Raw genomic sequence first — 22,380 nt, forward strand, 5'->3', positions numbered from 1 at the left:
CAGGCCGGCTGCCGGCTGCTCCTGGACCGGGCCGGGGTGGACGAGGTCGACGAGGTGCGGCTGACCGGTGCCTTCGGCAGCCACATCGACCCCCTGTACGCGGCCGTGCTCGGGCTCGTGCCGGACTGCGACCTCGACCGGATCCGCTCGGTGGGCAACTCCGCCGGGCGCGGGTCGCTCATGGTGCTGCTGTCGGCCGCCGCGCGCCGCGAGGTCGAGGAGGTCACCGGGCGCGTCGAGAAGGTCGAGACCGCCGTCGAGCCGCGCTTCCAGGAGCACTTCGTCGCCGCCCTCGGCTTCCCGCACGGCACGTTCCCCTCACCGCACCTCGCGTCCCGGGTCGCCCTGCCCCCACCCGTCGCCCCGCCCGCCCGCGGCCGCCGCCGCAGCGGTGGCGAGGCGCCGTCCGCGGTGGTGTCCTGAGCCCGTGGCCGACGACCTCCTCCCGACCGCGGACCCCGCCGGCCTGCTGGAGCGCGCCGTCGCGGCCCGGGTCGGGCAGGCGGCACCGGTGCTGCGGGACTGGTACCGGCCTGCCGCCCTGCGGGCCCAGCTGGCCGGCCACCTGGGCGACGAAGTCGACCGCGTCGCGGACGCCGGCTTCGGCGCCGGGCTGCGCGAGGCCATCGGCCCCCGCGCGGCCGGCTCCGCGCGGGTGACGGACCCGCTGGCCTGGGCCAACCGGGTGCTCGGGCTGCCGGGGGGAGGCTGGGCCCTCACCGGCATCCGCTTCCGCGGCATGGACCCCGGGCGGCCGTTCGTCGACGTCGTCGCCACCGACGCCGCCCCCGACCCCGACGGGCTGGCCGAGCTCGCCGGTGCGGTGCTCGACGCCTACGGCGACCTCGCCCCGCGCTGCCTGCGGGTCGACGTCGCCGACCCCGACGCCGTCGTCGCCGGCCTCGACGGCGACCCGCGGTTCGGGCCGGGCAGCGCCGTGGACATGTACCTCGTCGCCGGGCTCGTCTCGGAGCTGCGGGACGGCTCCCGGGCCGAGCCCCGGGTCACGCTGCGGCCCGGCGAGCCGTCGGCCGCGGCCGCCCTCGGGGCGGACCTGTACGCCCGGCTCGGGCGGGCCAACCCGGAGCTGACGATGTGGGCCACGGCCGAGGACGCCGGCTCGCTGGCCGAGTGCGCGGGCGAGGGTCTGCTCTTCGACGTCCTCGTCGACGGCGCCGTCGCGGGGGTGGTCGCCGCGGTCCGCTGGGACGCCCACGGCCTGGCGGGCTTCTCGGTCCAGGAGCTCGTGCTCGACCCCGCCCACCAGGGGCGCGGCCTGGCCCGCGGGGTGCTCGGGCGGCTGCTCGAGGTGCTGCCGGCGCGCGACGGCGACGTGCTGTGGGGCTCGATCCACCCGCAGAACACCCCGTCGCTGCGGAACGCGCTGTCGGTCGGCCGGGTCGTCGTCGGCGGCTACGTCTGGGTGACCCCCGCCGGCCTGCCCGGGATGCCGCCGACCGTCACCGGCTGACCGTCGCCGTCAGGCCGTCGCCGCGGACAGCCACGACAGGACGGCCGTCACGAGCACGGCCGTGTGGATGAGCAGGTGCTGGACGTCCGGGACGACGACGTGGTCGCGGACGGGCGGGAGCACCGAGGGGTTGGCCGCGTAGTGCGTGCGGAAGTCCTCCGGGGTGACCTCCGCGTAGGGCGAGCCGACGAGGTAGGGGACCCACCAGTTGCGGACCGCCTGGACGAGCACGACCGTGTACCAGACGCCGGCCAGCGCGGCCGCCCACCACCAGGCCAGCAGGTTCGCGGTCACGAAGGCGAGGCCCGTCACCGCGTGGACGACGCTCCCGGGGATGCGTTCTCGCACGTCCATGCCGGCGATGTTCCGGTTGAGGCCCGTCGGCACCCAGTCCATGACGAGGATCAGCGCCGTCGTCACGGCGACCGACGAGGCGGCGGCGACCTGGAGCGCTCCGGGCATGCGGGCATCGTCCCGTACCGGGACCGGCCCGCACCAGGCCGGTCGAGGGGTTCGTGACACGGCGGTGTGCCACGGTGGGCGCGGCCGCCGCGCGTCGCCACCTCACCGTCCACCGAACGTGTGTGAACACGCCGGACATCTCGGGCGTGTTCACACACGTTCGCGGGAGGGTGGGGGCATGACGCGGCTCGTGCACGCCACCCACCTCGTCGTCGGGGCGGGGGCGATGGGTCTCGCGTTCGTCGACGCCCTCGTCGACCACGGCGACGCGCGGGTGGTGCTCGTCGACCGCCGCCCGGCTCCCGGGGGCCACTGGCTGAACGCCTACCCGTTCGTCCGGCTGCACCAGGCGTCGTCGTTCTACGGCGTCGCCTCGACGCCGCTGGGCAACGGCCGGCTGCAGACCGGCGGGCCGGAGGCCGGGCTGCACGAGCGCGCCTCGCAGCCGGAGATCCTCCACTACTACGAGCGCGTGCTGCAGCGCCTCCTCGACACCGGCCGCGTCGAGTTCCACCCCGCCAGCGAGTACGTCGGCGACCGGACCGTCGTCTCCCGGGTCTCCGGCACCCGGCTCGAGGTGCCGGGGACGTGCCGCGTCGTCGACGCGCGTTACCTCGCGCCGCACATCCCCGCCGAGACACCGCCCCCGTTCGCCGTCGCCGACGGCGCGCGGGTCGTGCCGGTGAACGCCCTGGCCGACGTCCGCGAGCCGCCGAGCCGCTACGTCGTCGTCGGCTCCGGCAAGACCGCCACCGACGCCTGCACCTGGCTGCTCGGCCACGGCGTCGACCCCGGCGCGGTGACCTGGGTCCGGCCGCGGGACCCCTGGCTGCTCGACCGCGCCCGGGTGCAGCCCGACCCCGAGACCTTCCTCGCCATGGCCGCCGACGTCATGGAGGCGGCCGCCGCCTCGACCACGCCCGAGGGGCTGTTCGCGCGGCTCGAGGACGCCGGCGTCATGCTGCGCCTGGACGCCCGGGTGACGCCGACGATGGCCCGGGCCCCGACCATCGCCGCCTGGGAGGTCGAGCAGCTGCGGCGGATCGAGGACGTCGTGCGGCTCGGCCACGTCACGGCGGTCGAGCGGGGGCGCGTCGTCCTCGCCGGTGGCACCGTGACCGTGCCGGACGACGCCCTCGTCGTCAACTGCGCCGCCGACGGCTCGCCGCACCCGCCGCCGGTCCCCGTCTGGCAGCCGGACGTCGTCACCCTGCAGGCCGTCCGCTCGGGGTTCCCGTGCTTCGGTGCCGCCCTCATCGGCTACGTCGAGGCCACCCGCACCGACGACGCGACCAAGAACGGCCTCTGCCCGGCGACGCCCGACGCCGCCACGCTGCGCGAGTGGGTGACGATGACCGAGCGCGGGACGCGCGCCACGCGCGCATTCACGGCCGAGCCCGACGTCCGCGACTGGGCGGACCGGACCGCCCTCAACCCGGCCCGCGTCCCGCCCGGACACCTGGGATCGGCCGCGCTCACCGAGGCGCAGGAGCGGCTCGCCGCCGCCACCGGCCCGGCGCTGGCGTCGCTGGCGGCGATGCCCTGACCCGGTGCCCTGCCGTGGGGCCGCTCGGGCGAGGCCGACCCGGGGCACGCGGCCGGTCGAGGGGTCACGACGCGCGGCACCGACCCGGGCCCGTACCGCGCGTCGTGGCTCCTCGACCGCGCGGCGCGGCGGCCGGTCAGGTGCGCTGCTGGGCGTCGGAGACCTCGCCGACGAGCTCCTCGATGACGTCCTCGAGGAAGACGACGCCGATGACGGCGCCGTCGTCGGCCACGACCCGGGCCAGGTGCGAGCCGCTGCGCTGCATGGTCTGCAGGACCGACTCGACCTCGTCGTCGCCGCGGACGGTGGCCATCCGGCGCACCCGCTTGGCCGGCACCGGCTGCTGACGCTCGGTGTCGTCGGCGTAGAAGACGTCCTTGAGGTGCAGGTAGCCCGTGATCTCGTCGGCGCCGTCGAGGACGGGGTAGCGGGAGTAGCCGTGCTTGGCGACGAGCCGCTCGATGTCCTCCGGCGTCGCCGCCGCGGTGACGGTGACCAGCGCGGAGTCCGGGACGCCGACGTCGCCGGCGTTCTTGTCGCTGAACTCCAGCGCCGCCCCCAGCCGCTCGTAGTCGTCGTCGCCGACGAGCCCCTCGTCGCGGGACTCGTCGAGGATGTGGGCGACCTCCTCGGCGGTGAACGTCGAGGACACCTCGTCCTTGGGCTCGACGCCGAAGAGCCGGATGACCGCCTTGGCCAGCCAGTCCATCGCGTGGATCACCGGGGCGACGACCTTGGAGACCATGACCAGCGCCGGGACGAGGATGATGGCCGCCCGCTCGGGCCGGGCGATGGAGATGTTCTTCGGGATCATCTCGCCGTACACGACGTGGAGGAACACGACGATCGCGAGCGCGACGACGAGCGCCACGACGTCGGCGACGGCCTCGGGCAGGCCGAGGCGCTCGGCGACCGGGACGAAGGCGTGGTGCAGCGCGGCCTCGGAGATGGCGCCGAGCAGCACCGAGCACACGGTGATGCCGAGCTGGGCGGTGGCCAGGAGGATGCCGGTGCGCTGCAGCGCGTCCAGCGCCGTCCGCGCGCCCCGGTTGCCGGCCTCGGCCAGCGGCTCGAGCTGGCTGCGGCGCGCGGACATGGCGGCGAACTCGGCGCCGACGAAGAAGGCGTTGGCCGCCAGCAGCAGGACGGTGAGGAGCAGGGTGGTCACGACGTGGCCTCGTCCTCGCCGGCGGCGTCCGGCGCCTCGACCACCGGGCCCGCGGCGCGGTCGGGCACGAAGCGCAGCCGGTCGACCCGGTGGCCCTCCATGTCGACGACCCGCGCCGTCCAGCCCTCGATGCGGGCCTCGTCGCCGACCTCGGGCACCCGCCCGAGCGCGGCCATGAGCCAGCCGCCGACGGTCTCGTACGCCGGGCCCTCGGGCACCTCGGCCCCGATCCGGGCGCGGATCTCGTCCGGCCGCCACAGCCCCGGCACCGTCCACGACCCGTCGGAGAGCCGCCGTCCCGTGGTCTGGCCCCGGTCGTGCTCGTCGCTGACCTCGCCGACGATCTCCTCGACGAGGTCCTCGAGGGTCACGACGCCGGAGGTGCCGCCGTACTCGTCGACGACGATGGCCAGCTGCATGCCGCCGCCGCGCAGCCGGACGAGCAGCGGGTCCAGGCGCAGGGTCTCGGGGACGAAGACCGCCGGCGTCATCAGCGCGGACACCGGGACGTCCCCGCGCCGCGCGAACGGCACGGCGATGGCCTTCTTCACATGGACGATGCCGTCGACGTCGTCCCAGTCGGCCCCGAGCACCGGGAAGCGCGAGTGGCCGGTGCGCCGGGCCAACGCGACGAGGTCGGCGGCGGTGGCCGTGCGGTCGATCGGGGTGGCCCGCGAGCGCGGGGTCATGACGTCGGCGGCCGACTGGTCGCCGAACCCGAGCGAGGCCGTGACGAGCCGGGCCGTGCCGCGGTCGAGGGTGCCGGCCTCGGCGGAGGTGCGGACCAGCGAGGCGAGCTCGGCCGGGCTGCGGGCCGCCGACAGCTCCTCCTGCGGCTCGATGCCCAGCGCCTGGAGGGTGCGGTTGGCCACGCCGTTGAGGACGAAGATCAGCGGCTTGGCGGCGACGCCGAAGAGGTAGACGGGCCCGGCCGACACCTTGGCCGTCGCCAGCGGGAGCGACACCGCGAGCGTCTTGGGGATCATCTCGCCGACGATCATCGAGAACACGGTCGCGATGACGAACGCGGCACCCGAGGCGACGGTCGAGGCGGCCGACTCCGAGAGCCCGAGGGCGCCGACCGGCCCGGCGAGCAGCGCGCCCACCGACGGGGCGGCGATGAAGCCGAGGACCAGGGTGGTCAGGGTGATCCCGACCTGGCAGGCCGACAGCTCGGTGGAGAGCTGCCGGTGCGAGCGCAGGACCGAGCGGGCGCCGGACTCCCCCGCGTCGACGGCCCGCTGGACGGCCGGGCGGTCGAGGGCGACGAGCGAGAACTCGGCCGCGACGAACAGGGCGGTGCCGACGGTGAGGACGACGGCGACGGCGAGGAGGAGCCAGGGGGTCATCGGGCGTCGGGTCTTCGGGGCGTCATGACGAGGCCAGCGTACGGGCAGGTCCGGGGGTTCCGCGCCTCCCGGCCGTCGCCGCCGCTCCGCCCCGGGACGGAGCCCGGGTCCACCGGGGGGTTGACCCTCCCGCGGCGTGAGGCTGGGAGGATCGGGGCATGAGCGAGGGGAGCACACCATGACGACGGCCACGGCCACCCGTGAGGGGCGCATCGAGATCGCGGGTCTCACGAAGCGGTTCGGCGGCTTCACCGCCGTCGACGACCTGAGCTTCGACGTCGAGCCGGGCCGGATCACCGGCTTCCTCGGCCCGAACGGCGCGGGCAAGACGACGACGCTGCGCATGCTCCTCGGGCTCATCCGCCCGACCCGCGGCACGGCGACCATCGGCGGCCGGCAGTACACGACGCTGAGCCGGCCGCTGTCCACCGTCGGCGCGGCGCTGGAGGCGACGAACTTCCACCCCGGGCGCAGCGGCCGCGACCACCTGCGGGTCCTCGCCGACACCTCGGGCATCCCCACCAGCCGGGTCGACGAGCTCCTCGAGCTTACCGGCATCCCCGCCGCCGCCCGCAAGCGCGCCGGCGGCTACAGCATGGGCATGCGCCAGCGCCTCGGCCTCGCGGCGGCGCTGCTCGGCGACCCGCAGGTGCTCGTCCTCGACGAGCCCGCCAACGGCCTGGACCCCGAGGGCATCCGCTGGCTGCGCGGCTTCCTGCGCCACCTCAGCGAGGAGGGCAAGACGATCCTCGTCTCCAGCCACCTGCTGCGCGAGGTCGAGCAGACCGTCGACGACGTCGTCATCATCGCCAACGGCCGGCTCGTGCGCGCCGGGACGATGGCCGACCTGCGCGGCACGCCGGGCGCGCTCGTGCGCACCTCCGACGTCGCCGGGCTCGCCGGGGCGCTGCGCGTCGCCGACGTCACGAGCACCGTCCAGGACGACGACTCGCTCGTCGCGGACACCACCGACCTGCGGCTCGTCGGGGACGTCGCCCTGCGCGCCGGGCTGCCCATCTACGGGCTGACCCCGCGCGCCGCCGACCTCGAGGCGCTGTTCTTCGAGCTGACCGAGGGCACCAACCGCAACCTCGGCGAGGCCGCGGCCCCCGCCGAGCGAGACGCCGTCACCGGCGAGGAAGGGGCGAACGAGTGATCCCCGCGGTCCGCTCCGAGCTGCGCAAGTTCTTCACCACCCGGCTGTGGTGGGGCATGGCCATCGCCGTCTTCGTCTCCGCCGCCGGCTTCGCCGTGCTCTTCGGCTTCGTCGTCGACCAGGGCGGGCAGACCGGCCCCGGCGGCGGGCAGCTGACCGGCGACGACACGCAGGTGGCGAACACGATCTACACGGCCGGCATCTCCGTCGGCTACCTCCTGCTCCTCACCATCGGCATCCTCGCCATCGGGGCCGAGTTCCGGCACAAGACGATCACGGCGACCTTCCTCGCCGTCCCGAACCGGACCCGGGCCATGCTGGCCAAGGTGCTCGCCCTCGTCGGCATCGGCGTGTTCTACGGGGTGGTGAGCCTCGTCGGCTCGGTCGCCGCCGGGTCGGTCGTCCTGCGGGTCATCGACCGGCCGGCGTTCCCGTCCTCGGCCGTCGGGCGGACCCTGGCGCTCAGCCTCCTCGTGCTCGCCCTCTGGGCGCTCATCGGCCTCGGTCTCGGCATCCTCATCCCCAACCAGGTGGCCGCCCTGTTCATCGGCGTCGCCGTCGCGTGGATCGTCGAGCCGCTGCTCGGGGTGCTCCTGCGGATCTGGGAGTTCAGCCGCGAGAACATCGCGCCCTACCTGCCGTCCAGTGCGACGAACTCCACGCTGGACATCGTCACCCAGTCGCCCGAGGAGATCCGGCTCGACTGGTGGGTGGGCGCGCTGACGCTCGGCGCGTACGCCGTCGTCCTCTCGGCGCTCGGCATCTGGCTGCTGTCCCGCAAGGACGTCACCTGACCAGGGGCTCCACCGCCGGCGGGTACCGGTGGTCGCACGCCCGTGACCACTGGGCGAGGGGAACCACGCGCCTCGGACGCGCGTAATAGGCTGGTGGGCGACCCACGACCGCCCCCGAGACCCAGCCGACGAAAGAGGCGCATAGCCCGTGGCCGAGCAGTCCCCGTCCAGCGACCCCCTGACCGCCTTCGGACCGAACGAGTGGCTGGTCGACGAGCTGTACGAGCAGTACCAACGGGACAAGAACAGCGTCGACGAGGCGTGGTGGGAGTTCTTCGAGGACTACGTGCCGGGCGAGCACGCGCACGCCGGCGGCGGCAACGGGAACGGGTCGAGCAACGGGTCGGCGGCGCCGCGCCGCGAGGAGGCGAAGGCCCAGCCCTCCTCCCCCGCCCCGCAGCGGGCCAAGGAGCCGAAGGAGCCCCGGGGCGAGCAGAAGAAGGCGCCGCAGCAGGAGAAGGCACAGCCGCGGCCCGAGAAGGCGGCGACGCAGGCGACGGACGGCACGAAGAGCGGGGCCGGGAGGTCCGCGCCGGAGAAGCCCGCCCCGGCACCGGCGAAGGCCGAGCCGCAGAAGGCGCAGCAGGCCGAGGCCGGAAAGACCGCCGAGGCGCCGGCCGCGAAGGCCGAGCCCGAGCCGCAGAAGAAGTCCTCCCCCGGCGAGGCCCGCACCGCGCCCACCCCCCGGGACGCGCAGGCCCCCAAGGAGACCGGCCCGCTCGAGGAGGACCGGCACCAGCCGATCCGCGGCGCGAGCGCCCGCATCGTCACGAACATGGAGGCCTCGCTCGAGGTCCCCACCGCGACGTCGGTGCGCGCCGTCCCGGCCAAGCTGCTCGTCGACAACCGGATCGTCATCAACAACCACCTGGCCCGCAGCCGCGGCGGCAAGGTGAGCTTCACCCACATCATCGGCTACGCCGTGGTCAAGGCGCTCGGCGCGATGCCGGAGATGAACAACGGCTTCGTCCACGACGAGTTGGGCAAGCCGGTCCTCGTCTCGCCCTCGCACGTGAACTTCGGCCTGGCCATCGACCTCGCGAAGCCCGACGGCAGCCGCCAGCTCGTCGTGCCGTCGGTCAAGGCCGCCGAGACGATGGACTTCGCGCACTTCTGGACCGCCTACGAGGAGGTCGTGAAGAAGGCGCGCGGCGGCAAGCTGACCGTCGGGGACTTCCAGGGCACGACGATCTCGCTCACCAACCCCGGCACCATCGGCACGGTCCACTCGGTGCCACGGCTCATGGCCGGCCAGGGCGCGATCATCGGCGTCGGCGCGATGGACTACCCCGCCGAGTGGCAGGGCGCGAGCAACGAGACGATCAACCGCAACGCCGTGAGCAAGATCCTCACCCTCACGAGCACCTACGACCACCGCATCATCCAGGGCGCGCAGTCCGGGGACTTCCTGCGCCTCGTCCACCAGCTGCTGCTCGGCGAGGACGGCTTCTACGACGAGATCTTCGAGAGCCTGCGCATCCCCTACGAGCCCATCCGCTGGGTGCAGGACGTCTCGGCCACCCACGACGAGGACATCAACAAGGTCGCCCGCGTCCAGGAGCTCATCCACGCCTACCGGGTGCGCGGCCACCTCATGGCCGACACCGACCCGCTGGAGTACAAGCAGCGGCGCCACCCCGACCTCGACATCACCAACCACGGGCTCACCCTGTGGGACCTCGACCGCTACTTCGCCACCGGCGGGTTCGGCGGCGAGCCGTTCCTCAAGCTGCGCAAGATCCTCGGGGTGCTGCGGGACTCCTACTGCCGCACGGTCGGCGTCGAGTACATGCACATCCAGGACCCCGAGCAGCGGGCGTGGATCCAGAACAAGGTCGAGGTCGGCTACAAGAAGACGACCCGCGAGGAGCAGCTGCGCATCGTGCGCCGGCTCAACGCGGCCGAGGCGTTCGAGACCTTCCTGCAGACCAAGTTCGTCGGCCAGAAGCGCTTCAGCCTCGAGGGCGGCGAGTCCGTCATCGCGCTGCTGGACCGGGTGCTGTCCCGGGCGGCGGAGGACCGGCTGGACGAGGTCTGTCTCGGCATGCCGCACCGCGGCCGCCTCAACGTGCTGGCCAACATCGCCGGCAAGTCCTACGGCCAGATCTTCCGTGAGTTCGAGGGCAAGCAGGACCCGAAGTCGGTCCAGGGCTCCGGCGACGTCAAGTACCACCTCGGCACCGAGGGCGAGTTCACCGCCGAGTCCGGCGCGACGACGAAGGTGTACCTCGCGGCCAACCCGAGCCACCTCGAGGCCGTCAACCCCGTGCTCGAGGGCATCGTGCGGGCCAAGCAGGACCGGCTGAACCTCGCCGGCGAGGACTTCACCGTCCTGCCGGTGCTGCTCCACGGCGACGCGGCCTTCGCCGGCCAGGGCGTCGTCGCCGAGACCCTCAACCTCAGCCAGCTGCGCGGCTACCGCACCGGCGGCACCGTGCACGTCGTCATCAACAACCAGGTCGGCTTCACGACCTCGCCGTCCAGCTCGCGCAGCTCGACGTACTCCACCGACGTCGCGCGGATGATCCAGGCCCCGATCTTCCACGTCAACGGCGACGACCCCGAGGCCTGCGTCCAGGTCGCCGAGCTCGCCTACGAGTTCCGCAAGGAGTTCCACAAGGACGTCGTCGTCGACATGGTCTGCTACCGGCGGCGCGGCCACAACGAGGGCGACGACCCCTCGATGACCCAGCCGCTGATGTACAACCTCATCGAGGCCAAGCGCTCGGTCCGCAAGCTCTACACCGAGGCGCTCATCGGCCGCGGTGACATCACCGTCGAGGACGCCGAGGCCGCGCTGCGCGACTACCAGCAGCAGCTGGAGCGGGTGTTCGTCGAGACCAAGGCGGCCCTGAAGGAGATCGACAGCGAGAACGGCGGGCTCGAGCCGCCGAAGGCGCAGTCGCCGGAGGCCGACGTCACCGAGCACTCCTCGGAGGACACGGCGATCTCCCCCGAGACCCTCCAGCACATCGGGAAGGCCTTCGCCACGCCGCCCCCCGGGTTCACCGTGCACCCCAAGCTCAAGCAGATGCTCGACAAGCGCGCGGCCAGCACCCGCGACGGCGGGGTCGACTGGGGCACCGCCGAGCTCCTCGCGTTCGGGTCGCTGCTCATGGAGGGCACCCCGGTGCGCCTGGCCGGGCAGGACAGCCGCCGCGGCACGTTCGTCCAGCGGCACGCGGTCCTCATCGACAAGGAGAACGCGTCGGAGTGGACGCCCCTGCTCTACCTCGGCGGCGGGCAGGCGAAGTTCTGGGTCTACGACTCGCTGCTGTCGGAGTTCGCGGCGATGGGCTTCGAGTACGGCTACTCCGTCGAGCGGCCCGACGCCCTCGTGCTGTGGGAGGCGCAGTTCGGCGACTTCTTCAACGGCGCGCAGACGATCATCGACGAGTTCATCTCCAGCGGCGAGCAGAAGTGGGGCCAGCGCTCGTCGGTCGTCCTGCTCCTGCCGCACGGCTACGAGGGCCAGGGCCCGGACCACAGCTCCGGGCGCATCGAGCGGTTCCTCACGATGTGCGCCGAGGGCAACATGACGGTCGCCTACCCGTCGACGCCCGCGTCGTACTTCCACCTGCTGCGCCGCCAGGCCTACGCCCGCCCGCGGCGTCCGCTCATCGTCTTCACCCCGAAGTCGATGCTGCGGATGAAGGCCGCGGCCAGCGCCGCCGAGGACTTCACGACCGGCACCTTCCGGCCGATCGTCCCCGACCGGGAGGGCGCCACCGAGGGCCAGGTGACCCGCGTGCTCGTCGCCGCCGGCAAGGTCGTCTACGACCTGCTCGCCGAGCGGGACAAGCGCGAGGACACCTCGACCGCCATCCTGCGGATGGAGCAGTACTACCCCGTCGCCGGTGAGGCGCTGGCCGCCGAGCTCGCGAAGTACCCCGACGCCGAGGTCGTCGTCGTCCAGGACGAGCCGCAGAACATGGGCGCCTGGCCGTTCCTCGCGCTCAACCTCCCCGAGGCGCTGGCCGCCCACGGCGAGACCCGGCCCATCCGCGTGGTGTGCCGCGCCAAGTCGGCCTCTCCGGCCGCCGGGTCGACCAAGCAGCACCAGGCGGAGCAGGCCGACGTCGTCGCCCGCGCCTTCGACCGGTGAGCCGGGCGCGCCGGTAGGCTCGGCGCGTGTACTTCACCGACCGCGGGATCGAGGAGCTCGAGGCGCGGCGGGGGGACGAGGAGGTCACCCTCGACTGGCTCGCCGAGCAGCTGAGGGCGTTCGTCGACCAGCACCCCGAGTTCGAGGTACCCGTGGAGCGTCTGGCCACCTGGCTGGCGCGCCTGGACGACGAGGACGAGTGAGAGAGAGGACATGGCCGACGAGCAGGCCGGCGACGGTGGGTCCGCCCCCATCGAGTTCCGCCCGAGCCCCGAGGCGGCGGTGGTCCCCGACGGTGTCCGCGACCTCGCCCTCGTCTTCCTCGGCGACTCGCTCGTGGCCGGGGTCGGCGACCCCAAGGGCCAGGGCTGGGTCACCCGGGTCGTCGGGCGCACCCAGCACCCCGACCTGGAGCTGACCGCCTACAACCTCGGCATCCGCGGCAGCACGAGCGCCGACCTGCTCGAGCAGTGGACCACCGAGGTCCCGCGCCGCTGGGCCGGGCGCACCGAGCGCCGCTTCGTCGTCTCCGTCGGCGGCAACGACATCGTGTCCGGCATCTCGCTGGCCCGGCACCGGCTCAACCTCGCCAACCTCCTCGACGACGCCGCCAACCAGGGCGTCGGCACCTTCGTCGTCAGCCCGCCCCCGAGCGACGACCCGGAGGTCAACGGCCGCCTGGAGATCCTCGTCGACGCCCAGGCCGACGTCTGCTCGCGCCGGAACATCCCCTTCGTCGACTGCTACGGGCCGCTGCGTCAGCACGACCAGTGGCGCACCGACCTCGCGGCGTCCTCCGTGGCCCACCACCCCGGTCAGGCGGGCTACGGGCTCATCGCCTGGCTCGTCCTGCACAACGGCTGGAACGAGTGGCTACGGATCGGCTGAGCCGATGAGCACGTACGGCACCGCCGTCGCGCTCGACCTCGCGCCGTCCGCAGACGTCGCGGGGGTCCTCCCGACGCTCGGCGCCTGGACCGCCTGGCGCCGGCCCCTCGTCGACGGCTGGACCCGCCTCACCCTCTCCTGCGCCGAGGTCGAGCAGCTGGACGAGGTCCGGGCCATGCTCGTCATCGCCGGGACCGGCTGCGCCGCCGTCGCCGAGGACGACGACGAGTACGGCGCCTGCTGGACGGTGCTCGCCGCCCGTCCCGACGTCGTCCGCACGGTGCACCGCCGCTACCTGCTGTGCGCGGACCCCCGCGACGCGCGCGAGGTCCGGCTGGCCGTCGCCGACCTCGGGGAGGACCCGCGGGTTCGGGACGTCGGGGGGCCGGAGGCCGCCCGGGAGGCCGCGGAGATGTTCGGCGTCGACCCGGAGCCCATGGTGCAGGCCGAGGCCGCCTCGGACCTGGCCTTCGAGCGGATGGGCACGGTGGGCGGCCCCTTCCCGTGGTGGTGGGCGCTGGACCTCACCTGGCCGGGCGACGAGGCCGGAGAGCGGGTGCCCGGGTGACCGGGCGGGCGCCGTCCCTGCCGGGCCGGCCCGACCCGGTCGGCGACGGGCGCCCGCTCGTGCTCGACGGCGGGCTGTCGACCGTCCTGGAGGAGCGCGGGCACGACCTGTCGACGTCGCTGTGGTCGGCCCGGCTCGTGCGCGAGCGGCCGGACGAGGTCGTCGCCGCGCACCGTGCCTTCGTCGACGCCGGCGCCGAGGTCGTCATCTCCGCGTCCTACCAGATGTCCCACGCCGGCTACCGGGCCGCGGGCCGCACCGGCGCCGAGTGCGACGCCGACCTCGCGGCGAGCGTGCGGCTGGCCCGCGAGGCCGCCGGGGGCCGGGCGCTCGTCGCCGCGTCGGTCGGGCCCTACGGGGCCGTGCTCGCCGACGGCTCCGAGTACCGGGGCTACGACGGCGTCGACCGGGCCACCCTGCGCGACCTGCACGGGCCGCGGCTCGAGCGGCTCGTCGCCGCCGGGCCGGACCTGCTGGCCTGCGAGACCCTGCCGGAGCTCGCCGAGGGCGAGGTGCTCGTCGAGCTCCTCGAGGAGGTCGCCCCGCATCTGCCGTACTGGCTGTCCTTCTCGTGCAGGCCGGGCGGGCGCCTGAACGGCGGGGCGCCCTTCGCGCAGGCCGCCGCGCTGGCCCGGGGGGCGTGCGTCGCGATCGGGGTCAACTGCACCGCCCCGGCGCTCGTCGACGGGCTGCTGGACGGTGCCTCGGCCGAGGTCCCCTGGGTCGTCTACCCCAACAGCGGCGCGGCCTACGACCCGGAGGGCAAGACCTGGTCCGACCCCGGGACGCCGGTCTTCACCGCCGACACGGTGCGCGGCTGGCGTGGGCGCGGGGCGCGGCTCGTCGGCGGGTGCTGCGGCACGTCGGCCGCGGGTGTCGCCGCCGTCGCCGCCGCCCTGCGCGGCTGACGACGACCCGACCGCACCGTCGGTCTCAGACGGTGAAGACGACCTTGCCGGCGACCTGGCCCTCGACCATCCGGGCGAAGCCGTCGCGGGCGTCCGCCAGCGGCATCGTGCTGTCGACCACCGGCTCGATGCCGCTGGTGACGACGAACCGGGCGAGGCTCTCGAGCTCGGTGCGGCTGCCCATCGTCGAGCCGATGACCCGCAGCTGCTTGAAGAACACCTTCGTCAGCTCGGCCTTGTCGGGGTTGTCGCCGGAGGTGGCGCCGGAGATGACGACGGTGCCGCCGGGACGCAGGCTGTTGATGCTGTGCGACCAGGTCGCGGCGCCGACGGTCTCGAGGACGGCGTCGACCCGCTCGGGCAGCCGCTCGCCGGAGCCGAAGGCGCGGTCGGCGCCGAGGGCCACGGCCTGCTCGCCCTTGGCCGCCTCGCGGCTCGTGACCCACATCCGGACCCCGGCGGCCGAGCCGAGCTGCACGGCGGCCGTCGCGACGCCCCCGGCCGCGCCCTGGACCAGGACGGTGTCGCCGGGGCGGACGCCGGCGTTCGTGAAGAGCATCCGGTAGGCCGTGAGCCACGCGGTCGGCAGGCAGGCCGCGTGCTCGAAGGACAGGCCCTCGGGCTTGAGCACGAGGTTGCCCTTCGGCACCGCGACGACCTCGGCCAGGGTGCCGTCGTGGACCTCGGACAGGAGGCTGCGGCGGGGGTCGAGGGTCTCGTCGCCGGTCCACCCGGGCGAGGCGATGACGGCGTGGACGATGACCTCCTCGCCGTCGTCGGTGACGCCCGCGGCGTCGCAGCCGAGGACCATCGGCAGGCGGTCTGCGGGCAGGCCGACCCCGCGCAGCGACCACACGTCGTGGTGGTTGAGGGCCGCGGCCCGGACCCGGACGGTCGTCCAGCCCTTCGGCACCTCGGGGTCGGCGTGGTCGCCGACGACGAGGCCGCTCAGCGGGTCGTCGGCGGACTGGGACTGCGCGGAGGCGGCGAGCATGCTCCCGACCCTACTTCCCGGGAACGTGTGTGAACACGCCGGAGATCCGCGGCGTGTTCACACACGTTCGGTGGACCCGGCGGCGTCGCCGAAGAGGACGGGGGCGGCGCGGTGCAGGGCGTCGCGCCAGTCGGGCAGGGGATTCAGCCCGTGCTCGACCCACATGTCGTGGGCGAGGACGCTGTAGGACGGCCGGGGCGCGGGCAGCGGGTACTCGGCGGTCGTCACCGGCCGCACCCGGGAGGGGTCGAGGCCGAGCTCCTCCAGCACCGCCTGCGCCAGCCCGTGCCACGACGTCGACCCGCCGTTGGTCCCGTGCCAGGTGCCGTAGGGCGCCCCGGCCTCGACGAGACGCACGATCCCCTCGGCCAGGTCGACCGTCCACGTCGGCTGCCCCACCTGGTCGGCGACGAACGAGAAGGTCTCGCGCTCGGCCGCCAGCCGGGCGACGGTGGCCGGGATGCTGCGCCCGTGCGCGCCGTAGAGCCACGCGGTGCGGACCACCCAGGTGCGCGGGCACTCGGCGCGCGCGGCCCACTCCCCCGCCGCCTTGGTCCGCCCGTAGGCCGAGGCCGGCGACACCGGCGCGTCGGCCGGGTAGGGCTCGTGGCCGTCCCCCGCGACGACGTAGTCGGTGGACACCTGCACGAGCGAGGCCCCCGCCTCCGCCGTGGCCCGGGCCAGGGTGGCGGCGCCGACGGCGTTGACGGCGAACGCGGTGCTCTCGTCGCCCTCGGCGGCGTCGACCGCGGTGTACGCGGCGCAGTTGACGACGACGTCGTGGCCGGCGACGGCGGCGGCGCAGGAGGCGGGGTCCAGGACGTCGAGGTCCGGCAGGTCACCGGGCGTCACGTCGTGGCCGGCCGCCAGCAGCACCGCGCAGAGGTCGGTGCCGAGCATGCCGGCGGCCCCGGCGACGAGCCAGCGCGCCATCAGCGGGCGAGCACCTGCTGGGTCAGCGCGTACTTGGCCTCGGTGGCCTCCTTCGCGGGGCGCCACCAGTCCTCGTGCGTGCGGTACCAGTCGATCGTCGCGGCCAGGCCCTCGCGGAAGGTCTCGTAGCGCGGGCACCAGCCGAGCTCCTGGCGCAGCTTCCCGGCCTCGATGGCGTAGCGGCGGTCGTGCCCGGCGCGGTCGGTGACGTGGTCGTAGGCGTCCGGGTCCTCGCCCATGAGCTCGAGGACGAGCGCGATGACGTCCCGGTTGCTCATCTCGCCGTCCGCGCCGACGAGGTAGGTCTCACCGATCCGGCCGTGGTCCAGGACGGTCCACACGGCGTCGTTGTGGTCGTCGACGTGGATCCAGTCGCGCACGTTGAGCCCGTCGCCGTAGAGCTTGGGCCGCTCGCCGACGAGGACGTTCGTCACCTGGCGCGGGATGAACTTCTCGACGTGCTGGCGCGGGCCGTAGTTGTTCGAGCAGTTCGAGAGCGTCGCCCGCAGCCCGAAGGAGCGCACCCAGGCCCGGACGAGGTGGTCCGAGCCCGCCTTGGACGCCGAGTACGGCGAGCTCGGGGCGTAGGGGGTGTCCTCGGTGAACCGCTTCGGGTCGTCGAGCTCGAGGTCGCCGTAGACCTCGTCGGTGGAGATGTGGTGGTAGCGCACGTCGTGCCGTCGTGCGGCCTCCAGCAGCGTGAAGGTCCCGACGAGGTTGGTCCGCACGAACGGCGAGGGGTCGGCGAGGGAGTTGTCGTTGTGGGACTCGGCCGCGAAGTGGACGACGACGTCCGCGTCGGCCACGAGCGGCTCGACGACGGCGGCGTCCGCGACGTCGCCCTCGACGAGCCGGACCCGGTCCAGCACGCCGTCCAGGGAGCCCGCCGACCCGGCGTAGGTCATCGCGTCGAGCACCGTGACCTCGGCCCCGGGACGGGTCTCCAGGGTGCGCCGCACGAAGTTGCTGCCGATGAACCCGGCCCCACCCGTCACGAGAACCTTCATGCGAACCAGCCTACGGGGCCGTGGCCGCGCGCACGGGTCGATAGGGTCGCGACCCATGAAGGGCATCGTCCTCGCCGGAGGCTCCGGCACCAGGCTGCACCCGATCACCCGGGCCATCTCCAAGCAGCTCATGCCGATCTACGACAAGCCGATGGTCTACTACCCGCTCTCGACGCTCATGATGGCGGGCATCCGGGAGATCCTCGTCATCACCACCCCCGAGGACCAGGCGCAGTTCCAGCGCCTGCTCGGCGACGGGTCACAGTGGGGGATCGAGCTGACCTACGCCGAGCAGCCGCGCCCCGAGGGCCTGGCGCAGGCGTTCGTCATCGGCGCGGACTTCGTCGGCGACGACAGCGTGGCCCTCGTCCTCGGCGACAACATCTTCCACGGCACCGGGCTCGGCCGGGCGCTGCGGACGCTGAGCGACGTGCGCGGCGGGCACGTCTTCGCCTACCACGTGAGCAACCCGACGGCCTACGGCGTCGTCGAGTTCGACGACGACGGCACGGTCCTCAGCATCGAGGAGAAGCCCGAGCGCCCCCGCTCCGACTTCGCCGTGCCCGGCCTGTACTTCTACGACAACCGCGTCCTGGAGATCGCCCGGACGCTCACCCCGAGCGCCCGCGGCGAGCTGGAGATCACCGCCGTCAACGACGCGTACCTGCGCCGTGGCGAGCTCACCGTCACCGTGCTCCCCCGCGGCACGGCGTGGCTGGACACCGGGACGTTCGAGAGCCTCATGGACGCGAGCCACTTCGTCCACGTCGTCGAGGCCCGCCAGGGCCACAAGGTCGGCTGCGTCGAGGAGATCGCGTGGCGGGCCGGCTGGATCGACGACGAGCGGCTGCGGGCGCTCGGCGACGGGCTCACCAAGTCCGGCTACGGCGACTACCTGCACGCCTGCCTGGCGCGCGGCCGCGGCCGCTGACGACCCGCCCCGGCCGGACCCGCGCTCAGCGGGCGAACTGGGCCTCCCAGTAGACGATGGTGCGCACCGCCTCGTCGAGGGTCCTCGCCATCCGCCCGAACGCGTCGCTGCCCCGGCCGTAGGGGTCGTCGACCTCGGTGACCTTGCCCGGCATCGCCCCGACGGCGAGCAGCATCTCGGGCAGCACCCGCCAGCGCCCCCGGACCTCCTTGGCGCCGGCGTCGGCGAGCAGCTCGGGCCAGTGGTAGGTGCCCGAGACCGCGACGAGCGCACGCGCGAGGTCGAGGACGCCGAGGGTGCGGCGGTGCACCGACGGGCACTCGTCGAGGACGACCTCGCGGTGCCGCTCGGACATGACGAGCACCATGGCCTGCTGCGCCACCGACGACGACACGAGCAGCCGGGCCGGCGCGGTCGTCACCGGGATGCCCTTGGCGTCGAGCAGCGCGCGCGAGCCCGGGTCCATCGGTCTGCCGACGAGCGCGTGCGTCCCGGCGCTCGTGACCTCGAAGGCCCCGGGCCGGGCCCAGGCCAGGCCGTGCTGCAGCAGGACGGCGGCGTACGGCGAGCGGCAGATGTTCCCCGTGCAGACGGTGAGCAGCCGGACCGGCTCGGTGGGCGTGGGGTCGGCGGCACTCATGACGAGCGCCAGCCTAGGTCACCCCGCCGCTGCCGCACCCCGGCCGCGCCGGGTCGGCGCGAGGCGGCGCACCGCGTCGGCGACGGCGTCGGCCACCCCGGGCTCGAAGACGGAGGGCACGATCCGGTCCGCCGTCGGCTCGGTGACGACGTCGGCGACGGCCCGCGCCGCCGCGAGCTTCATCGCCTCGGTGATCTCGGTGGCCCCGGCGTCCAGCGCCCCGCGGAAGATCCCGGGGAAGGCGAGCACGTTGTTGATCTGGTTCGGGAAGTCCGACCGGCCGGTGGCGACGACCGCCGCGTGCCGGTGCGCGACGTCGGGGTGGACCTCCGGGGTGGGGTTGGCCAGGGCGAAGACGATCCCGCCGGGGCGCATCGACGCCACCTGCTCCTCGGGCACCGTCCCCCCGGACACCCCGACGTAGCAGTCGGCCCCGGCGAGCGCGGCGGCGAGCGGACCGGTGAGCCCGCGCGGGTTCGTCGACACCGCGAGGCGCTGCTTGTGCTCGGTGAGGCCGGAGCGTCCGGGGTGCAGGATCCCGCGGGAGTCGCAGACGACGACGTCGCGCACCCCCGCGCGCTGGAGCAGCCGGGTGACGGCGACCCCGGCGGCGCCGGCCCCGGCGACGACGACGCGCAGGTCCTCGAGCCGGCGGCCGATGACGTCGGCGGCGTTGTGCAGCCCCGCGAGCACGACGATCGCGGTGCCGTGCTGGTCGTCGTGGAAGACCGGGATGTCGAGCCGCTCGCGCAGCCGCTCCTCGATCTCGAAGCAGCGCGGCGCCGAGATGTCCTCGAGGTTGATGCCGCCGTAGGTCGGCGCGATCCGGGCCACCGCCTCGACGATCTCCTCGACCGTGCCGGTCTCCATGACGACGGGCACGGCGTCGATGCCGGCGAAGTGCTTGAACAGCACCGCCTTGCCCTCCATGACCGGCAGGGCGCCGAGCGGGCCGATGTCGCCGAGCCCGAGGACGGCGGTGCCGTCGCTGACGACGGCCACCGAGTTCCCGCGGCCGGTGTACCGGGAGGCCAGGGCCGGGTCGGCGGCGACCGCGAGCGAGACCTCCGCGACACCGGGGGTGTAGAGCAGGGACAGGTCCTCCCGCCCGCGCAGGGCCTGCGTCGCGTGGACCCCCAGCTTCCCGCCCTCGTGGGCGCGGAACACCGGGCTCCGCGGGTCGACGGGGGGCAGGGCGGGTGACGCGGACACGGGGGCTCCTGGAGGGGACGCGGAGGGTCGCCGCAGGGGTGCGGCGGGGCGGCGCGCCGGATCGGCACGGGAGGGGCGACCCGAGCGGGACGGGGGTCTGCGTCCCGGGCTCGTCGCGGGGCGGTGGTGTCCGCCGGAGGGCCACAGCATGGCACGGCGCGGCGGCGGCAGTCCCCCTCCTGCGGGGCCGCGGCGGTGTGACGCTCGTCGCGGTGGCACGATGCGTGCCCATGACGACGCGCCGGGCCCTGGCCCTGGTCCGGGTGCGGGGCCGCTCGATGCTCCCGACCTACCGGGACGGCGACGTGCTGCTCGTCCTGCGTGGCGGCCGCCCGCGACCCGGCCGCGCCCACGTCGTCGACCTACCGCCGGACCCCGCGGGCCGTCCCCGGCCGCTGGCGGTCAAGCGCGTCACCGGCCGCGACCCGGGCGACCCGGCGCGCTGGTGGGTCGACGCGGACAACCCCGCCGAGGGCGTGACCTCCTTCGACGTCGGCGGCCTGCCGGACGAGGCGATCCGGGCGGTCGTGCTCGGATTGGTGTGGCGGGGGCTGGGGTAGGTTGAGGAACGACCGTACGTCCACGACAGAGTAGGAGCGACACATGCTGTCCCCGTTCCGCATCACCGAGGTCTCCGCGCACTGCGACCTCCCGTGCGGCGTCTACGACCCCGCCCAGGCGCGCATCGAGGCCGAGTCGGTCAAGATGATCTGCCAGAAGGTCGCCGACAACGACGACGCCGACTTCCGGGTCCGCGCGACCATCATCAAGGAGCAGCGCTCCGAGCTGGTCAAGCACCACCTGTGGGTGCTGTGGACCGACTACTTCAAGCCCCCGCACTTCGAGAAGTACCCGAACCTGCACACCCTCTTCAACGAGGCGACCAAGCTGGCGGGCGCCTCGGGCACCAAGGGCGAGTTCGACGAGGCCAAGGCCGACGAGCTCCTCGCGAAGATCGAGGAGATCTCGACCATCTTCTGGGAGACCAAGAAGGCCTGAGCCTGCGCTCACCCGCACCGCGACGGCGGACGTCCCCCCGGGGGGGCGTCCGCCGTCGCGGTGTCGGGGGGCGGTGTCAGGAGGCGGTGAGCCCGGGGACGGCGACGACGTAGACCTCGCCGTCGCCCTCGAGCAGGACCTCCCGCTCGTGGGCCGGGAGGAAGGCCGACCCGGTGTCGCCGAGCTCGAGGACGCGGCCGGACCCGCTGCGCAGCGTCACCCGGCCGCGCAGGCAGAACACGACCCGCGGCCCGGCCCCCGGCAGCGGGCGCCCGGTGGCCACCCGGTGCAGGAGGAAGCGGTCCGAGGCCGAGTCGAAGACCTCGACGCCGTCGGCCACCGCGCGGCCCCGTCCGGCGACGCCGTCGGCGCGGGGGTCGACGACCCGCAGCAGCTCGGGGACGTTGACCTCCTTGGAGGTGAGCCCGGCCCGCACGACGTTGTCGGAGTTCGCGAGCACCTCGATGCCCAGGCCGCGGACGTAGGAGTGCAGCACGCCGGCGGCGACGTCGACGTACTCCCCCGGCGCGAGCAGCCGGTGGTGCATGAGCAGGAGGACGACGACGCCGATGTCGTCGGGGTGCATCTCGGCCACCTCGACGACCGCGGCGGCGGCCGCGCCGATCTCGTCGGCGGTCTCGGACAGGCGGACACAGGCGGCGACGACCTCGCGGACGAGGCCGGCGACGTGCTCGGCGGGGGTCTCCAGGACGGCCCGCAGCACGGTGTGCGCCGGGTCGGGGGTGCCGGCGGCGTCCGCGACGGCGCGGGTGAGGTCGGGGACGTCCAGGCGCCGGGCGATCTCGGCCACCGCCTCCGGCGCGCGCATCCCGACGAAGACCTCGAAGGGGGCGATGGCCAGCAGCAGCTCGGGCTTGGCGAAGTCGTCGACGTACACCGCGTCCCCGGTGCGGGCGCGGACCGCACGGGCCTGCTCGGCCGTCGGGTGCACCTGGATGGAGATGGCGCGGCCGGGCGCGAGGACCTTGAGGAGGAAGGGCAGCCGCGGCCCGAAGCGCTCGACGCACTCGCCGCCGAGCTCGGCGGCGGGGTCGGCCTCGATCACCGCCGCGAGGTCGGGGGACCCCGGGCGGTCGGTGCCCGCCGGCCCGCTCTCGTGGGCGCCCATCCACAGCTCGGACTCCGGCTCGGGGGTCGGGATGGGCCGGCCCTGGAGGCTCGCGATCGACACGAACGAGCCCCACGCGTCGGTGAAGACGACGGGGTCGAGGCGGTCCACCGGGTACCC

General features: G+C 74.2%; 22 protein-coding genes. 13 read left to right on the plus strand and 9 right to left on the minus strand.

Annotated features, from left to right (window positions below):
- Together EPD83_RS02145 and EPD83_RS02150 are read left to right on the plus strand one after the other, a co-directional pair.
- Nucleotides 1-423 (plus strand): ASKHA domain-containing protein (locus EPD83_RS02145; RefSeq protein WP_165566153.1); only part of this gene is annotated, 423 nt, incomplete at its 5' end.
- Between the two features lie 4 nt (nucleotides 424-427).
- Complete coding sequence (locus EPD83_RS02150) at nucleotides 428-1,471, plus strand: GNAT family N-acetyltransferase (protein ID WP_165566154.1); 1,044 nt, start codon at nucleotides 428-430, stop codon at nucleotides 1,469-1,471.
- A 9-nt stretch (nucleotides 1,472-1,480) separates the two neighbouring features.
- Here the strand turns inward: EPD83_RS02150 and EPD83_RS02155 are convergent, their stop codons facing one another.
- The gene (locus tag EPD83_RS02155) at nucleotides 1,481-1,933 is read right to left on the minus strand and encodes a hypothetical protein (RefSeq protein WP_128367117.1); all 453 of its coding nucleotides are present in this window, start codon (nucleotides 1,931-1,933) and stop codon (nucleotides 1,481-1,483) included.
- Between the two features lie 178 nt (nucleotides 1,934-2,111).
- Between EPD83_RS02155 and EPD83_RS02160 the strand changes: the two genes are divergently transcribed.
- Nucleotides 2,112-3,479 (plus strand): NAD(P)-binding protein, encoded by a 1,368-nt coding sequence (locus tag EPD83_RS02160; RefSeq protein ID WP_128366780.1) that lies wholly within the window; start codon nucleotides 2,112-2,114, stop codon nucleotides 3,477-3,479.
- Nucleotides 3,480-3,615: 136 nt separating this feature from the next.
- Here the strand turns inward: EPD83_RS02160 and EPD83_RS02165 are convergent, their stop codons facing one another.
- Together EPD83_RS02165 and EPD83_RS02170 are read right to left on the minus strand one after the other, a co-directional pair.
- A complete protein-coding gene (locus tag EPD83_RS02165) occupies nucleotides 3,616-4,647 on the minus strand; it encodes a hemolysin family protein (protein ID WP_128366779.1) in 1,032 nt (343 codons plus the stop codon).
- Nucleotides 4,644-5,996, minus strand: coding sequence for a hemolysin family protein (locus EPD83_RS02170; protein WP_128366778.1), 1,353 nt, complete (start codon nucleotides 5,994-5,996; stop codon nucleotides 4,644-4,646). The genes EPD83_RS02165 and EPD83_RS02170 overlap by 4 nt, the downstream gene beginning before the upstream one ends.
- Before the next feature lie 178 nt (nucleotides 5,997-6,174).
- Here EPD83_RS02170 and EPD83_RS02175 point away from each other — a divergent pair, with 178 nt between their 5' ends.
- The 7 genes from EPD83_RS02175 to mmuM all read left to right on the plus strand — a co-directional run bounded on the left by EPD83_RS02175 (nucleotide 6,175) and on the right by mmuM (nucleotide 14,415).
- Entirely contained in the window at nucleotides 6,175-7,152 is a 978-nt protein-coding gene (locus tag EPD83_RS02175; protein WP_128366777.1) for an ABC transporter ATP-binding protein, read from the plus strand.
- The gene (locus EPD83_RS02180) at nucleotides 7,149-7,946 is read left to right on the plus strand and encodes an ABC transporter permease subunit (RefSeq protein WP_128366776.1); all 798 of its coding nucleotides are present in this window, start codon (nucleotides 7,149-7,151) and stop codon (nucleotides 7,944-7,946) included. The genes EPD83_RS02175 and EPD83_RS02180 overlap by 4 nt, the downstream gene beginning before the upstream one ends.
- Nucleotides 7,947-8,094: 148 nt before the next feature.
- Nucleotides 8,095-12,051, plus strand: coding sequence for a multifunctional oxoglutarate decarboxylase/oxoglutarate dehydrogenase thiamine pyrophosphate-binding subunit/dihydrolipoyllysine-residue succinyltransferase subunit (locus tag EPD83_RS02185; RefSeq protein ID WP_128367110.1), 3,957 nt, complete (start codon nucleotides 8,095-8,097; stop codon nucleotides 12,049-12,051).
- Between the two features lie 26 nt (nucleotides 12,052-12,077).
- The gene (locus EPD83_RS02190) at nucleotides 12,078-12,254 is read left to right on the plus strand and encodes a DUF6104 family protein (RefSeq protein ID WP_164896502.1); all 177 of its coding nucleotides are present in this window, start codon (nucleotides 12,078-12,080) and stop codon (nucleotides 12,252-12,254) included.
- A gap of 10 nt (nucleotides 12,255-12,264) precedes the next feature.
- Complete coding sequence (locus EPD83_RS02195) at nucleotides 12,265-12,939, plus strand: GDSL-type esterase/lipase family protein (protein ID WP_128367109.1); 675 nt, start codon at nucleotides 12,265-12,267, stop codon at nucleotides 12,937-12,939.
- 4 nt (nucleotides 12,940-12,943) lie between these two features.
- Nucleotides 12,944-13,507 carry a hypothetical protein gene (locus tag EPD83_RS02200; protein ID WP_165566155.1) on the plus strand — a complete coding sequence of 188 codons (564 nt, stop codon included), beginning with the start codon at nucleotides 12,944-12,946 and terminating at the stop codon, nucleotides 13,505-13,507.
- Complete coding sequence (gene mmuM, locus EPD83_RS02205) at nucleotides 13,504-14,415, plus strand: homocysteine S-methyltransferase (RefSeq protein WP_235950297.1); 912 nt, start codon at nucleotides 13,504-13,506, stop codon at nucleotides 14,413-14,415. The genes EPD83_RS02200 and mmuM overlap by 4 nt, the downstream gene beginning before the upstream one ends.
- Before the next feature lie 25 nt (nucleotides 14,416-14,440).
- Here the strand turns inward: mmuM and EPD83_RS02210 are convergent, their stop codons facing one another.
- From EPD83_RS02210 to rfbB, 3 genes are read right to left on the minus strand one after another with little or no spacing between them, the layout of a single operon-like run.
- Entirely contained in the window at nucleotides 14,441-15,409 is a 969-nt protein-coding gene (locus tag EPD83_RS02210) for a zinc-binding dehydrogenase (RefSeq protein WP_128367590.1), read from the minus strand.
- A gap of 57 nt (nucleotides 15,410-15,466) precedes the next feature.
- Nucleotides 15,467-16,342: a dTDP-4-dehydrorhamnose reductase gene (rfbD, locus tag EPD83_RS02215; protein WP_128367591.1), complete on the minus strand. Its 876-nt coding sequence runs from the start codon at nucleotides 16,340-16,342 to the stop codon at nucleotides 15,467-15,469.
- A complete protein-coding gene (rfbB, locus tag EPD83_RS02220) occupies nucleotides 16,342-17,349 on the minus strand; it encodes a dTDP-glucose 4,6-dehydratase (protein WP_128367592.1) in 1,008 nt (335 codons plus the stop codon). Before rfbB ends, rfbD begins: the two co-directional genes overlap by 1 nt.
- A gap of 55 nt (nucleotides 17,350-17,404) precedes the next feature.
- Between rfbB and rfbA the strand changes: the two genes are divergently transcribed.
- A complete protein-coding gene (gene rfbA, locus EPD83_RS02225) occupies nucleotides 17,405-18,280 on the plus strand; it encodes a glucose-1-phosphate thymidylyltransferase RfbA (protein ID WP_128368172.1) in 876 nt (291 codons plus the stop codon).
- Between the two features lie 25 nt (nucleotides 18,281-18,305).
- Here rfbA and EPD83_RS02230 read toward each other — a convergent pair whose 3' ends face one another.
- The gene (locus EPD83_RS02230) at nucleotides 18,306-18,920 is read right to left on the minus strand and encodes an arsenate reductase/protein-tyrosine-phosphatase family protein (RefSeq protein ID WP_128368173.1); all 615 of its coding nucleotides are present in this window, start codon (nucleotides 18,918-18,920) and stop codon (nucleotides 18,306-18,308) included.
- An 18-nt stretch (nucleotides 18,921-18,938) separates the two neighbouring features.
- Nucleotides 18,939-20,132 (minus strand): NAD(P)-dependent malic enzyme, encoded by a 1,194-nt coding sequence (locus EPD83_RS02235; RefSeq protein ID WP_235950298.1) that lies wholly within the window; start codon nucleotides 20,130-20,132, stop codon nucleotides 18,939-18,941.
- A 230-nt stretch (nucleotides 20,133-20,362) separates the two neighbouring features.
- On the opposite strand from EPD83_RS02235, the gene EPD83_RS02240 reads away from it, so the two are divergent.
- A complete protein-coding gene (locus EPD83_RS02240) occupies nucleotides 20,363-20,692 on the plus strand; it encodes a S24 family peptidase (RefSeq protein ID WP_128368399.1) in 330 nt (109 codons plus the stop codon).
- A gap of 43 nt (nucleotides 20,693-20,735) precedes the next feature.
- Nucleotides 20,736-21,131, plus strand: coding sequence for a superoxide dismutase, Ni (sodN, locus tag EPD83_RS02245; protein ID WP_128368400.1), 396 nt, complete (start codon nucleotides 20,736-20,738; stop codon nucleotides 21,129-21,131).
- A gap of 76 nt (nucleotides 21,132-21,207) precedes the next feature.
- Here the strand turns inward: sodN and manA are convergent, their stop codons facing one another.
- Nucleotides 21,208-22,371 (minus strand): mannose-6-phosphate isomerase, class I, encoded by a 1,164-nt coding sequence (gene manA / locus EPD83_RS02250; RefSeq protein WP_165566157.1) that lies wholly within the window; start codon nucleotides 22,369-22,371, stop codon nucleotides 21,208-21,210.
- Between the last annotated feature and the right edge of the window lie 9 nt (nucleotides 22,372-22,380).

It is taken from the genome of Phycicoccus flavus, from assembly GCF_004025965.2.
In the GTDB taxonomy this organism is placed as follows: Bacteria; Actinomycetota; Actinomycetes; order Actinomycetales; family Dermatophilaceae; genus Phycicoccus; species Phycicoccus flavus.

Excerpts from the sequence above, each read along its gene's own strand:
- EPD83_RS02155 (WP_128367117.1), bottom strand. The coding sequence starts at position 1,933 with ATGCCCGGAGCGCTCCAGGTCGCCGCCGCCTCGTCGGTCGCCGTGACG.
- EPD83_RS02160 (WP_128366780.1), top strand. The coding sequence starts at position 2,112 with ATGACGCGGCTCGTGCACGCCACCCACCTCGTCGTCGGGGCGGGGGCG.
- EPD83_RS02170 (WP_128366778.1), bottom strand. The coding sequence starts at position 5,996 with ATGACCCCCTGGCTCCTCCTCGCCGTCGCCGTCGTCCTCACCGTCGGC.
- EPD83_RS02175 (WP_128366777.1), top strand. The coding sequence starts at position 6,175 with ATGACGACGGCCACGGCCACCCGTGAGGGGCGCATCGAGATCGCGGGT.
- EPD83_RS02195 (WP_128367109.1), top strand. The coding sequence starts at position 12,265 with ATGGCCGACGAGCAGGCCGGCGACGGTGGGTCCGCCCCCATCGAGTTC.
- EPD83_RS02200 (WP_165566155.1), top strand. The coding sequence starts at position 12,944 with ATGAGCACGTACGGCACCGCCGTCGCGCTCGACCTCGCGCCGTCCGCA.
- EPD83_RS02210 (WP_128367590.1), bottom strand. The coding sequence starts at position 15,409 with ATGCTCGCCGCCTCCGCGCAGTCCCAGTCCGCCGACGACCCGCTGAGC.
- rfbD (WP_128367591.1), bottom strand. The coding sequence starts at position 16,342 with ATGGCGCGCTGGCTCGTCGCCGGGGCCGCCGGCATGCTCGGCACCGAC.
- rfbB (WP_128367592.1), bottom strand. The coding sequence starts at position 17,349 with ATGAAGGTTCTCGTGACGGGTGGGGCCGGGTTCATCGGCAGCAACTTC.
- rfbA (WP_128368172.1), top strand. The coding sequence starts at position 17,405 with ATGAAGGGCATCGTCCTCGCCGGAGGCTCCGGCACCAGGCTGCACCCG.
- EPD83_RS02230 (WP_128368173.1), bottom strand. The coding sequence starts at position 18,920 with ATGAGTGCCGCCGACCCCACGCCCACCGAGCCGGTCCGGCTGCTCACC.
- EPD83_RS02240 (WP_128368399.1), top strand. The coding sequence starts at position 20,363 with ATGACGACGCGCCGGGCCCTGGCCCTGGTCCGGGTGCGGGGCCGCTCG.
- sodN (WP_128368400.1), top strand. The coding sequence starts at position 20,736 with ATGCTGTCCCCGTTCCGCATCACCGAGGTCTCCGCGCACTGCGACCTC.